The sequence below is a fragment of the Polynucleobacter sp. MG-27-Goln-C1 genome (genome assembly GCF_018881905.1).
Lineage (GTDB): Bacteria > Pseudomonadota > Gammaproteobacteria > Burkholderiales > Burkholderiaceae > Polynucleobacter.
The window spans coordinates 722,440-734,289 of record NZ_JACVPM010000001.1 but is presented as its reverse complement, the minus strand read 5'-3'; the positions used below and the strand labels follow the sequence as shown (position 1 = coordinate 734,289).

Annotated in this window: 13 protein-coding genes and 1 tRNA gene; 8 read left to right on the top strand and 6 right to left on the bottom strand. The window is 46.2% G+C overall.

The window, feature by feature from the left end:
• Positions 1–3 precede the first annotated feature (3 nt).
• Positions 4–504 carry a transcription elongation factor GreB gene (gene greB, locus ICN14_RS03785; RefSeq protein WP_216224869.1) on the bottom strand — a complete coding sequence of 167 codons (501 nt, stop codon included), beginning with the start codon at positions 502–504 and terminating at the stop codon, positions 4–6.
• Between the two features lie 18 nt (positions 505–522).
• Here greB and ICN14_RS03780 point away from each other — a divergent pair.
• A tRNA-Arg gene (locus ICN14_RS03780) sits at positions 523–599 on the top strand.
• 375 nt (positions 600–974) lie between these two features.
• Here ICN14_RS03780 and ICN14_RS03775 read toward each other — a convergent pair.
• From ICN14_RS03775 to ICN14_RS03755, 5 genes are read right to left on the bottom strand one after another with little or no spacing between them, the layout of a single operon-like run.
• Positions 975–1,394: a hypothetical protein gene (locus ICN14_RS03775; protein WP_216224868.1), complete on the bottom strand. Its 420-nt coding sequence runs from the start codon at positions 1,392–1,394 to the stop codon at positions 975–977.
• The gene (locus ICN14_RS03770; protein WP_216224866.1) at positions 1,391–2,191 is read right to left on the bottom strand and encodes an FAD:protein FMN transferase; all 801 of its coding nucleotides are present in this window, start codon (positions 2,189–2,191) and stop codon (positions 1,391–1,393) included. The genes ICN14_RS03775 and ICN14_RS03770 overlap by 4 nt, the downstream gene beginning before the upstream one ends.
• Entirely contained in the window at positions 2,188–2,733 is a 546-nt protein-coding gene (locus ICN14_RS03765; protein WP_216224864.1) for an FMN-binding protein, read from the bottom strand. The genes ICN14_RS03770 and ICN14_RS03765 overlap by 4 nt, the downstream gene beginning before the upstream one ends.
• A 29-nt stretch (positions 2,734–2,762) precedes the next feature.
• Positions 2,763–2,942, bottom strand: coding sequence for a hypothetical protein (locus ICN14_RS03760; RefSeq protein ID WP_216224863.1), 180 nt, complete (start codon positions 2,940–2,942; stop codon positions 2,763–2,765).
• A 26-nt stretch (positions 2,943–2,968) separates the two neighbouring features.
• On the bottom strand, positions 2,969–3,889 hold the full coding sequence (locus ICN14_RS03755; protein WP_216224862.1) for a DUF6662 family protein: 921 nt from the start codon (positions 3,887–3,889) through the stop codon (positions 2,969–2,971).
• Positions 3,890–4,056: 167 nt separating this feature from the next.
• Between ICN14_RS03755 and ICN14_RS03750 the strand changes: the two genes are divergently transcribed.
• From ICN14_RS03750 to ICN14_RS03720, 7 genes are all read left to right on the top strand, one after another.
• Positions 4,057–4,506, top strand: coding sequence for a bacterioferritin (locus ICN14_RS03750; RefSeq protein WP_216224861.1), 450 nt, complete (start codon positions 4,057–4,059; stop codon positions 4,504–4,506).
• A gap of 504 nt (positions 4,507–5,010) precedes the next feature.
• Entirely contained in the window at positions 5,011–6,183 is a 1,173-nt protein-coding gene (locus tag ICN14_RS03745) for an ABC transporter permease (RefSeq protein WP_216224860.1), read from the top strand.
• Positions 6,183–6,950, top strand: a complete 768-nt coding sequence (locus tag ICN14_RS03740) for an ABC transporter ATP-binding protein (protein ID WP_216224859.1) — start codon at positions 6,183–6,185, stop codon at positions 6,948–6,950. The genes ICN14_RS03745 and ICN14_RS03740 overlap by 1 nt, the downstream gene beginning before the upstream one ends.
• Positions 6,947–7,861: an MlaD family protein gene (locus tag ICN14_RS03735; RefSeq protein WP_216224858.1), complete on the top strand. Its 915-nt coding sequence runs from the start codon at positions 6,947–6,949 to the stop codon at positions 7,859–7,861. The genes ICN14_RS03740 and ICN14_RS03735 overlap by 4 nt, the downstream gene beginning before the upstream one ends.
• Entirely contained in the window at positions 7,858–8,523 is a 666-nt protein-coding gene (locus ICN14_RS03730) for a membrane integrity-associated transporter subunit PqiC (protein ID WP_255535941.1), read from the top strand. The genes ICN14_RS03735 and ICN14_RS03730 overlap by 4 nt, the downstream gene beginning before the upstream one ends.
• A 42-nt stretch (positions 8,524–8,565) precedes the next feature.
• The gene (locus ICN14_RS03725) at positions 8,566–9,351 is read left to right on the top strand and encodes an SDR family oxidoreductase (protein WP_216224856.1); all 786 of its coding nucleotides are present in this window, start codon (positions 8,566–8,568) and stop codon (positions 9,349–9,351) included.
• A gap of 5 nt (positions 9,352–9,356) precedes the next feature.
• Positions 9,357–11,834, top strand: coding sequence for an ABC transporter permease (locus ICN14_RS03720; RefSeq protein WP_370624804.1), 2,478 nt, complete (start codon positions 9,357–9,359; stop codon positions 11,832–11,834).
• The last annotated feature ends 16 nt before the right edge of the window (positions 11,835–11,850 follow it).

Here is an 11,850-nt window from a genome sequence, read left to right as displayed (position 1 = left end):
CAATTACTGGTACTGGACGTCTAGGATTTCAATTTCGCTAGGGCCGGTAGGGGTTTGGATTTTGACGCAATCACCCAAGCGCGCCTTGATTAACGCTTTGGCAATTGGCGAGACCCAGCTGACGTGACCTAAGTCCAAATCGACCTCATCAACTCCCACAATCGTGATAGTTGTCTCTTTACCTGCCTCAGGCCCCTCTAGACTGGCATAGGTGACAGTAGCCCCAAAAAAGACCTGCTCGGCATCAGCATCCCCCGATTTTCGGGCTTGGTTATCGACTACTACGGCAAATTCGAGGCGCTGATTTAGGAAGCGAATCCGGCGATCTATCTCCCGAAGTCGCTTTTTTCCATAGATATAGTCCCCATTTTCTGAGCGGTCGCCATTGGATGCCGCCCAGTGAACAACCTTGACAACCTCAGGCCGATCAAGGTTCAGGAGCTGTAAAAGCTCACTTTTGATACGCTCGTGACCAGCGGGTGTGATGTAGTTCTTCTCTTCCATGGCATAATTATGGCTGTTGCGGCTGTAGCTCAGCTGGATAGAGTACTTGGCTACGAACCAAGGGGTCGTGGGTTCAATTCCTGCCAGCCGCACCAAGCTACATAAGGGTCTCCCGTCAGGGAGGCCCTTTTTATTTGTGCAATAGAACTGTATTTGTGCAATAGAATCAGGTTTTTATCGTTATTTATCCAAATTTACCGCCATCAGAGCCATATAGAATAAGGGCCTACCTTTTAGCCCGCATTTTTAGCTTGTGCAATAGAGTTAATTCGTTCTTTTGTCATTAGTCTGACTCTTCGCAATCACATCACCATCACTTAATTGGGTTGTTGTGCTCTGCAAGCATCATTACATTTGACTGCTTACATGCCTATTGCGGCCACTCAAAAGGCCTCTCCTTATTGATTCTGACTGGCAGAGAGCGGCCAATAAGCGACCTTAATAGCCTCTTATTCAGGGTTCCATTTCGGCTACTGTTTTGGTGGTCGGCTAATGATGTGAAATACAAAGAAGCCAAAGAAGGCCAGACCAAGCACCCAGTGGGTAAGCTCACTGCCTTCATGCCATTCTTCTGGGCCGTAATAAAGTAAAAGAGCGGTAGTCACTAATATAGCCAAGATAGCTAATTGCGAAATTCCGCTTATCAAGTTCTTGCGAGCCTTAAGGCCGGCCTTAATATGAAACGGCATCACTGTTCCAAAGGCCATGAGCGCGAAGGCTGCTGCGATTCCATGTAGAGCCAATACCGAATGATCCCCCAGCATTGCCTTTGAAATACGGAATTCATGCCCAACTAAAAATGCAATTCCAGATAAGGAGCAAATGCTAAGGCTGGTGATTGTGAACCAGCGCTGCCATATTGGCATTTTCCCAAGCCCATGTTTTCTCATGCGGCAATCCTTAGTGCTTGAGCAGAGAATTGAGTAAGGCAGGAATGTTCCATGTTGCGCGAAATCGCAATCACCTTAGTTAAAGCATCTGCATGTACACATTGCGGAGCTACAACTGAATACGACTCACCAAATTGAATATGTTGCATGTCAGCAGGGTTGATGATGTGGCTTAGATGAGAATGTGTGTAATAGAGGCCGCTACTAGCGATCGCGCCATTTTCAAGCGTGCCTGCATTTACAAGCTCTTTAGAATTACTCGGATGGCGAACTGTAACTGCTTGTGGTATCGAGCCAAATACCCTTAAATCTCCACCTGCATTAACTGAGCCTGAGTTCACGCCAGCCGCTTGAAGTGTTTCAACGGCTTTATCAACCGCAAAACCTTTTGCAATACCACCAAGATCTAGCTGAAGAGGTTTTTTTGAGCTAACTATGTTTGGTTTAATTAAGATTAGATCCTCTAAGCCGCCATACTCGGTGGACTCATTGTCATGATGGTTCGGTAATAGGCCGGCAGTTTGTAATTTGGCACCCACACCACAGTCAAATAAGCCGTTAGATGCTTGATGGATATCCTTTGCAATCGATAGCACTTCGAAAGTCCAATCATGAATTTCTACAGCCTCAAAATGGGAACGGGCATTAATCTGACTTAACTCAGAATTTGGGTTATGAAAGCTCATTAAAGACTCAACTCGTTTAATAGCAATAAACGCATTCTCAATAGCTTCGTTCGAGCCCTGATCAACAGAGATCTCAACATAAGTTCCAAGTAAGGGTTTGCAGCGAATCATTTTTGATTGTTACTCTTCAGGGCTAAGTCATAAAACACTAGAACACGCTTTACACCATCAGTTAAATGCTTGCTTGATAGGGTGGCGCCAGAGATATTTTCAATATCCTTGTTTAGTTTTATAGGGTCAGCGGCTGTTTTGCCAAAGAACTGTTTACGCCAGCTAAGATCTGCTACCTCATAGCCATAGGATTCTCTGTATTCCATGATTTCTATGCCTTGGACTGCGCCACTTGGTGAGATTCCAATCGCATAAGTAATCATTTCGTGTTTACCAACGACTTCATCAACGATGAGCCAGCTTCCATCGGCAGCTTTATAAATTCGATTTCCTTGTAGGGGCTCACTGACACTAGAAGCGGATTTCATTTTGTTTTGAAGGTCATCAGTGATGACCATAGGTGCTGATATAAATTTTTTGCCTGGGAAAATAAGCTGCTGCGCTTGCTCAGTGCTAACGTATATCTTGGAATATGCGACTAGTGGAGCGCTTGTAAGCGCTATGCTAGTTAGCACTAAAAGAGGATTTGGCTTCCAATTCATGATTATTATTTCCTTCAGCTACAGTAGGTTTAACTTATTAATAGCTGATTTGCTTCATTACATAAGAACTCAAGCTCCGGACTGCAGCCCTTTAATTCCGCTAGTGCATCAAACATTATTAGCGCTCTTTCTTTTGCGGTTTCACAATGCGTAGCTTGAAATCTGACCATATAGGTCAATGCTGCAATTAATAAATTTTGCGATTCCATTTGATGTCCTTAGAATATTGTGAGATTTATAGCTTAGTTAGCGGAAAGCCAAACTTGAACATAAACTCATTAAGCCCATGGGAGTCCCAAACGCGGGCATTGGAGCATTCTGCTGTTCCATCTCCCATGCAGGAATTGCCTTTAAGTTGATAGCGCCATGCAGCGGTAAACCACCAATCTTTAGCTGCGTAATGTAAATTTGGGCCAACAAAGGTGGCTTTTTGGGTTTGGTTTTGCAGGTTATAGCTTGAGTAATCATTATGAAACCGCGCTTCAACTCCCCCAAACCATTTGGGTGCAAATCGATAGCTTGCCCCAACTAAAAAATCCATCATGGATTCTGGGACATTGCCATTACCTACAAATTTCAATTGCTCGTTTGCGACAACAACGTTGCCAGCTAAGATAAGCTTATCGTCAATAAAATTTGATTGAAGTAGCAACCTAGCCTCAAGTTCATTTTTATTTACACCAATAGTTGGCTCAAAATAAAGGCCAACTCCAACAGGGGAGGTTACTGGATTGGTTATGCGGTAAATTGCCTCCAGTGATCCGCCTTCGACACCACTTCTTCTGTAAGGTGTTGCTGGATTATGGCTCGCTGGAACCGGTTGCCCCCCGGTGCAAGTAGGACTATCACCACACGCCTCTGGGTTAGTGTAGTTCTGATTTGCATTGACGTAATAAGCATTCAGATATCCCGCTACCTGAAAGTCATTGGTGACCCCATACTCCAGCTCAGATCTTGAGACCCAAGCGTTATAGGATCCTGCGGCTTGTTGTTTTGTTAATTGGAGTCGTTGCTCGAACTCTAGCTCTCCTTTGGGCTGAAGATCTAGGGTGTAGATCCAGCCAAATGCACCTTCTCCTGCATTCGCCAAGGAATAGTAGGGTGCAGTAGCTAGCAGGACTAAAACAAAGACTGCTTTTTTGATGGTGAACTTCATAAATTGATGGATATTGTCTAAAAGTTATTGAGAATCATTTGCATTAATATATCATAAATGAGAAATGTTCTTATTTAGAATAATTTGATAAAAATGGGCATTTAGACAAAAATTGGGTAGTTCCACCCAAAAAACGTATTGAGATCTCAAACAACTAAGGAGTGAATATGAGCAACGAAATATCTATCAAAGCTTTAAATAAAATCATGGAGCTTGAATTGGCGGGAGTCGTTAAATACACCCACTACTCCCTAATGGTTTATGGCTACAACCGCATTCCTATTGTTTCTTGGTTAAAAGGAAATGCTGACGAGAGTCTTGTTCATGCGCACAAGGCGGGAGAGTTGGTTACTTTATTGGGTGGGCATCCATCCCTTAAGATTGGATCCTTGCTGGAAACAGAGCAGCACGACATCGGCGACATATTGCGTGAGAGCCTTGCGCATGAAAAAGTAGCTTTGTCTGCGTACTATGAACTACTTAAAGTTGCCGAAGAAACTCATTCGATATTGCTGGAAGAGTACGCAAGAGAGATGATTGTCCAAGAGGAGCTACATTTGGATGAGGTAAATAAGATGCTTCGTAAGCCAGGAGATCTTGAGCCTTTTGGGCATTAACGCTTGCTATTATTTATTTTGAACCACCTTCGGGTGGTTTTTCTTTGTCATCAATTGTCTCTTATGGGTCGGGCTCAGTCATCCGTGATCAAGTAGGGCGACAGACTGCTTTGAGCCTCAAAGGAGTCCAGCGCACCTGTGATTTGTCGAAGAGATTAATGGCGAGATTGAAGCTGAAAATTATTCTTAAATCCGGCAATCACTTACTCGAAGGCAGTGAGAAAATTCGACCCTAAATTTGTGCAATAGAACTTATGCTAAACCAATATAAACAAGGGGTTACAAGCGATCAGTACTCAATTCTATTGCACAATCTCAAGTCTGTAACTCATTGATTTATATAGATAAAGTGTCACTCAGATGTAGGGGCTACGAACCAAGGGGTCGTGGGTTCAATTCCTGCCAGCCGCACCAACCCATTCAGGGCCTAGTTGAAAAACTGGGCCCTTTTTCTTTTTTTAGCCGTTTCATGGCGGTTTCATACGAATCCCTTATAGTTTGCCTATGGGCATTTCAGACGCTAATTCCACGAATTCACCAGCTCCGGTCGCTATTTGGTCGCAAACTGACGCAACGCATGCGCAAGTGACTCTGAGTGGTGTCGTCAATGTGTATTCCTTGGCGGGTGTGTGGAGTGATATTCGACAAAAACAAAGCCTTTGGCTCGGGCCGGGGAATGCTCAAGCTCACTCATTAGTTTTTGATGCATCTAAAGTAGTCTCTCTGGATGGATCTGCTTTTGCATTCTTGATTGATGTCGAAGAATCTCAGAAAAAAGCAGGTGGACAGTTTGATATTCAGGGGCTAGATCCGAAATATCAGCCGCTCTTGCATGAATTCGATCCAATTACAAATCTCTTTCCAGTTCCAGGTCAAAAGCAAAAACCTAACTTTGTGGTGAGCACTGGAATGGCCGCCCAAGATCTTATCGATGATGGTCGTGGACTCATTACTTTTATCGGCCATCTATCTTCTGATTTAGTTTGGTCAATGCGGAATATTAAGCAAGTGCGTTGGGGTGATTTTGTGAACGCCGCAGTCGAGGCAGGCATCTCTGCACTACCAATTGTTGGCCTGGTTGCTTTTTTGATTGGTGTGATTCTGTCGTTCCAAGCAGCCATTGGTATGCAGCAGTTTGGCGCTGTTTCATTTGTTGGGCCACTCGCTGCCCTGGGGATCGTGCGCGAGATGGGACCACTCATTACGGCGATCTTGCTCGCTGGTCGCTCATCAGCTGCGTTTGCTGCCGAGATTGGCACCATGACAGTCAATAGCGAAGTCGATGCATTGGTTACCGGCGGATTAAGTCCAATTCGATTCTTGGTGGTGCCCAGAGTATTGGCGGGAATCTTGGTAGCTCCAATCTTGACCTTGTTTGCTGATGTCGTCAGTATCTTTTCTTCGATGCTGACAATGCAAATCTATGGGGTCCCATTCATTAATTTCTACAACGGCATGTTGGCTGCTGTGGATGTTGAGGATGTTTTGTCTGGCTTAGTGAAGGCCACTTTATTTGGTGTGGTGGTTTCTGCGATGGGTTGTTTGCGCGGTATGCAAACGGGTACTGGTGCAGCAGCAGTGGGTATCTCAGCAACCCGCGCGGTAGTGAGCAGTATTGTCATGATTGTTTTAGTAGACGGCATCTTTGCGTACATCTCTTACAGGACGGGTTTCTGATGAGTACAGTTGATAACGCAATTGACGTTCAAAACCTCACGGTGGGCTATGGCTCAAAAGTACTCTTGCAGAACCTCAATTTCTCTGTCAAAAATGGAGAGATCTTTGTTATCTTGGGTGGATCCGGTTGCGGCAAATCGAGCCTCCTAAAGAATTTGTTTGGCCTATATCAGTCGCTTTCTGGAGATGTGTTGATCGAAGGTCAAAACATCACTACTGCCCAAGGCGCAGAGCGTCAAAAAATTATGACAAGCTTTGGGGTGATGTATCAGCAGGGCGCCTTATTTGGTTCCATGAATTTGCTGGATAACGTGACACTCTTTATGGAGGAGTACACCCAGCTGACTAGGGATCAAATGAATCTATTGGCTCGCTGCAAATTAGATCTAGTAGGGCTACTCCCATACGAAACTTATATGCCGAGCGAGATTAGCGGCGGCATGCAAAAGCGGGCTGCGATTGCCCGCGCCATGGCTCTAGATCCGAAGATCTTATTTTTGGATGAGCCATCAGCAGGCTTGGATCCCATCACTTCAGCTGACCTAGATAGTACGATTTTGGATCTCTCTAAAAACTTGGGATTTACCTTTGTGATCGTCTCCCATGAATTAGCGAGTATTTATTCCATTGCCGATAAGGTGATCATGTTAGACAAGGATGCCAAGGGCATTATTGCTGAGGGTGACCCTAAGGTATTAAGAGACACTAGCAAAGATCCCCGAGTACATCAATTCTTTAATCGCATCATGAGTAAGGACGCAGCATGAGTAATAACTCCAATCCCAATTATTTCCGCTTAGGCCTTTTTGTCTTGGCGGCAATCGGCGTCTTGCTCACCATTATTTTGATATTTGGTTCGGGACAGCTCTTTAAGCAGTCTTTCATGATTGAGACCTACGTCAAGCAATCAGTGACAGGATTAGATGCTGGTGCTGCTGTGCGTTTTAGGGGTGTCAAGATCGGCCAGGTAACTTCTATTAATTTGTCTGGTGATGTGTACGAAAGCGAAGTACCAATGCCACAGCGCCATGAATACGTTGTGGTGAGGATGCAAATTTTTGGCGATAAAGTTCAGCTCGATCATTTACAAACCTACCTCAAAGACAATCTTCGTGCTCGTATTAAGTCTATGGGTATTACGGGCGTCAATTACGTTGAGTTAGATTTTTACTCTAGCGCGAGTCAGTACTCGCCTTTAGCGTATACATGGTCGCCTAAGTATCCGGTAGTACCGTCGATGCCAAACCAAGCGGATGAAATTATTTCTGGTATCCAGAAGTTGATTGGCGCCCTAAACGGCTTAGATGTCGATGGAACTCAAAAGAAATTTGATGCGCTGTTAGGCAATCTTAATCAGTTGATGGCTGGCGATGGAAAGAATAATGCCGGTCTGATTAGTTCGGTTAAGGATCTGAACGGCATACTGGATCGCATTGCTAAGGCGACCGATAAGGATCAGCTTAATATTCTGATGCGGGAGTTGGTAGCAACCATGGTGTCTTTACGTCAAACCGTTACAAGTGTTCAGGGCGATACCACTGCCACCTTGGAGAATATCCGTCAGGCTAGTGAGCAGCTCAATGAATTCACTCGCGTAGCAAGTCAATCACCGTCTACTTTGATTTGGGGTGACCCGCCTGCACGCATTACGCCTCCAATGAATGGAGCTCAGAAATGACATCAATGAAAATTCAGATGATGAAAAACTCACGCCTCATTAAGTTCGCTGCCTTCACATTTGTTGTGGCCGCATTAAGCGCCTGCTCCTTACCTAAAAGACCAGCATTAGAGACAACCAGCTGGATGGTGGCACCAGAACGTACAGGCACACCTTATAAGCCTCGTACTGATTTGTGGCTCAAGATGGGACCTGCCTCAACAACCCCACCTTTTGATGGCAAGTCTTTGGTCTACCGCTTGGGCGATCAGCGTTATGAAAAGGATTTCTATAATATTTATTCTGCGCTACCCAATGAAATGGTGAGCAATGCGACCCGTCAGTGGCTCAATAATGCTCAGATCTTCTCCATGACTGTGGGGCAGGGCAACAGCTTCTTTCCTTATTACATCCTGCAGGCTTCTGTAGAGGAGTTTTATGGCGATTACCGAGTTCGTCCAGAGGCTGTGGTCACTGTCGAGTTTTTCCTGACCGCGACAGATCCTCAAAAACGTAACCCCGTGATTGGTAAAAACCGCTATACCAAGAGAATTGCTCTTAAAGACAATACACCCCAAGCCTTGGTGCTAGGTCAGCAAGAGGCCTTGGCGCAAATTCTGAAGGAGTACGAGGTAGTGCTCTATAAGTACGCTGGTAATTTGCCGCCACCTCTTGGCCAGTAGTCATATTGAAATTGCAGTGCCTATAAAAATAATGGAGTAGACATGGATTTAGGACTCAAAGGTAAGGTTGCCTTAGTAATGGCATCTAGTCGCGGTTTAGGTCAGGCAATGGCCGTTTCATTAGCGCGTGAAGGCGTGAAGGTTGCCGTCACTGGACGTAATGCTGAAGGTCTCAAAAAATCAGTGGAGTTGATTGAGGCGGCTGGCGGTAAAGCGTTAGCTTTAAGCTGGGACTTATCGGACAGCTCGGTCATTGATGCGTTAGTGACTAAAGTAGAGCAAGAGCTCGGACCGATTGATATTCTGATTAATAACACTGGCGGACCGCCTCCAACCCTGGCAACCGGGCAAGACCCTGCGCTATGGCAAAAGAGTTTTAACGATATGGTCTTGTCGCTCATCAGCATTACTGATCGAGTCCTTCCAGGAATGCGTCAACGTAAATGGGGTCGCATCATTACGAGCACCACTTCAGGGGCGATTGCCCCAATCAAAAACTTGGCGATCTCCAATACCTTGCGAGCTGCGCTGCTAGCTTGGTCTAAAACCTTAGCAGCAGAAGTAGCCGCCGAAGGAATTACAGTCAATGTCATCATGCCAGGTCGCGTGGCAACAGATCGCTTGCGTCAATTAGATGAAGCGCGTGCCCAAAGAGAAAGCGTCAGCTATGACTCTGTCGTGCAGGCCAGCCTGAAGCAGATTCCGATGGGGCGTTATGGGGACCCACAAGAGTACGGTGATACCGCAACGTTTTTAGCTAGTCAAAACGCTTCCTTTATCACTGGGTCAGTGATCCGTGTTGATGGTGGCCAGATTCAGGCAATTTAATCTCCGTGTTAGCAAGCTTTCTTCGGGCCACTAGGCGAGACCTTCGCTCTAGTGAGTTGGTAGCCTTACTGGTTGCGCTGACGCTCTCTGTCGCAGCCTTATCTAGCGTAAGCTTCTTGGCGGACCGAATGCAGCGGGCTTTTCAGTTTGATGCTCGCCAACTTCTGGCCGCGGACTTATTGCTGGTTGCTGATCAGCCTTTGCCTGAACGTTTTATTCAAGAGGCCAAGAGCTTGCAGCTGAGTTCAGCTCAAACTATTATTTTCCCAAGCATGGCCACTGTTGGCACTCAAAGCAAGTTGGCGTCTCTGAAGGCGGTGAGTGGTGCCTATCCCTTACGCGGCTCATTACAAGTATCACCTCAACAAGCAAGTAGAACTCCGCCGTCTGGTTCGGTTTGGGTAGATCCTGGAATGCTCAACGCACTGCAAGCTAAGGTGGGCGATCGCATGTCATTGGGGGATAAGACTTTCCTGATTAGCGGTGTCTTGGAGCGTGAGCTCGATCGGGGTGCTGGATTCATGAACTTTGCGCCACGCGTCATGATGTCGCTTGATGATTTACCTGCAACAGGTCTCATTGGTCTAGGTAGTCGCGTGACTTATCGTCTGCTGCTAGCGGGCAAGGATCAAGCAATCTCTGATTATGAAAAGTGGGCAACGCAATGGATTGAATCCGAAGGCCTGAGGGGATTGCGCATTGAGACCTTAGAGAATGCGCAGCCCGTGATGCGTAAAACCTTAGAGCGGGCAGAGCGCTTCTTATCTTTGGTTGCCTTGCTGACTGCAATGGTAGCTGCAGTTGCCATTGCTTTATCGGCACGTCGTTATGTCTTGAAGCAAGCTGATGTTTGTGCTGTGATGAAATGCCTTGGCGCAAGCCAAAAGATGATTCTGGTAAATCAAGTCAAAGTATTGGGTGCTTTGTGTCTACTGGCAGCCATCATGGGGGCTACCATTGCTTACGGTGTGCAAGAAGTATTGATTCGTATTTTGGGTAACCTGGTATTTGCCAATTTGCCCTCGTTGTCCCTCTGGCCTTTGGCCTGGAGTGTTTTGTTTTCCTCATGCTTGTTAATAGGTTTCGCTGGGCCACCTCTAATAAGTTTGGTCATGATTTCACCGGTGCGACTCATTCGCAAAGAGTTGGGTTCGGTAAGTATCAAAGTGATCTGGGTGGCGCTTTTTGGGCTCATTACCTGTCTCGTCTTAATTGCGATTGCAGCGCAAGACTGGAAGCTAGCCTCTTGGGTTGCTGCGAGCTTTGGCGCAGCCGTAGCACTCTTTACTCTGGTCTCCTGGAGCTCGCTACGAATTCTCAATATTCTGTTTTCTAAGTGGGGCGCTCAGAACTTTGCTTTGCGTTTTGCATTAACTGCACAAGCACGACGCGCAGGATTTGCAGTTATGCAAATTACCGCTCTCGGTATTGCCTTGATGGCCTTGCTGCTGATTCTCTTGCTTAGGCAGGATTTACTATCCACGTGGCAGGGAAACATTCCAGTTGATGCCCCCAATCGCTTCATGATTAATGTTCAGGAAGATCAAAAGCCAAGCATTACTCAGTCACTGCTCGATGCGGGTGTGGCAAAGCCCAGCTTTAGTCCTATGGTTCGTGCACGCTTGGTTGAAGTGAATGGAAAGACCATTGGCCCCAATGATTATGTTGATGAAAATGCGCGTCGCCTAGTGGATCGAGAATTTAACCTCTCCTATACCGAGCAATTGCCTGAGGGCAATCGGATTACTGCTGGAAAATGGATTGAAGGTAGCGCACCACGGGTTTCTTTGGAGGCGGGGATTGCGAAAACCTTGAAGTTAAAGCTGGGCGATCAAATGACCTTTGAGCTTGCCGGTGAAAAAGTGACTGCGCCAATTACTTCCTTGCGTAAGCTGGATTGGAGTTCCATGAAGGTGAATTTCTTCGTCATCATGCCGCCTGCCATGCTTGAGAAAATGCCTCAATCATGGATTACCTCTTATTACCAAAGCGCTGCAATTGAGGGATTGGACTACCAGCTTGCACAGACTTATCCTAATCTGACCATTGTTGATGTCGCGACCTCATTGAGACAAATACAAGATGTATTGGATCGACTATCTTCCGTGCTGGGTCTATTGTTTGCTTTCACGATTGCTGCAGCGATATTGGTGCTAGTGGCTGCCATTGCAGCGACGCAAGACGAGCGCTTTAGAAGTGCAGCCTTACTCAAGGCGGTAGGTGCATCACGTGCCTTGTTGAGGAAGATTGCTTTAGCTGAACTCTTAATCATTGGGGTGCTGGCAGGCGCATTAGCTGGACTAGCCGCCGGAATCGCCGCATGGGCACTTGGGCGCTTTGTGTTGGAGATTGAGTTCAATGCATTCGCCCAGTCTTTGGCGATGGGAATTTGCTTTGGGGTAATTGCTTGTCTCTTGGCAGGTTTTCGTTTTCAGAGAAAAATTCAAACCGCTACCGCTATGGAATGCTTGCGCGAGATCTAGGGCTCACGTACTGCCG

What these genes read in the sequence shown, in the direction of transcription:
- greB (WP_216224869.1), bottom strand. Translation starts at nt 504, where the DNA reads ATGGAAGAGAAGAACTACATCACACCCGCTGGTCACGAGCGTATCAAA.
- ICN14_RS03775 (WP_216224868.1), bottom strand. Translation starts at nt 1,394, where the DNA reads ATGAGAAAACATGGGCTTGGGAAAATGCCAATATGGCAGCGCTGGTTC.
- ICN14_RS03770 (WP_216224866.1), bottom strand. Translation starts at nt 2,191, where the DNA reads ATGATTCGCTGCAAACCCTTACTTGGAACTTATGTTGAGATCTCTGTT.
- ICN14_RS03765 (WP_216224864.1), bottom strand. Translation starts at nt 2,733, where the DNA reads ATGAATTGGAAGCCAAATCCTCTTTTAGTGCTAACTAGCATAGCGCTT.
- ICN14_RS03760 (WP_216224863.1), bottom strand. Translation starts at nt 2,942, where the DNA reads ATGGAATCGCAAAATTTATTAATTGCAGCATTGACCTATATGGTCAGA.
- ICN14_RS03755 (WP_216224862.1), bottom strand. Translation starts at nt 3,889, where the DNA reads ATGAAGTTCACCATCAAAAAAGCAGTCTTTGTTTTAGTCCTGCTAGCT.
- ICN14_RS03750 (WP_216224861.1), top strand. Translation starts at nt 4,057, where the DNA reads ATGAGCAACGAAATATCTATCAAAGCTTTAAATAAAATCATGGAGCTT.
- ICN14_RS03745 (WP_216224860.1), top strand. Translation starts at nt 5,011, where the DNA reads ATGGGCATTTCAGACGCTAATTCCACGAATTCACCAGCTCCGGTCGCT.
- ICN14_RS03740 (WP_216224859.1), top strand. Translation starts at nt 6,183, where the DNA reads ATGAGTACAGTTGATAACGCAATTGACGTTCAAAACCTCACGGTGGGC.
- ICN14_RS03735 (WP_216224858.1), top strand. Translation starts at nt 6,947, where the DNA reads ATGAGTAATAACTCCAATCCCAATTATTTCCGCTTAGGCCTTTTTGTC.
- ICN14_RS03730 (WP_255535941.1), top strand. Translation starts at nt 7,858, where the DNA reads ATGACATCAATGAAAATTCAGATGATGAAAAACTCACGCCTCATTAAG.
- ICN14_RS03725 (WP_216224856.1), top strand. Translation starts at nt 8,566, where the DNA reads ATGGATTTAGGACTCAAAGGTAAGGTTGCCTTAGTAATGGCATCTAGT.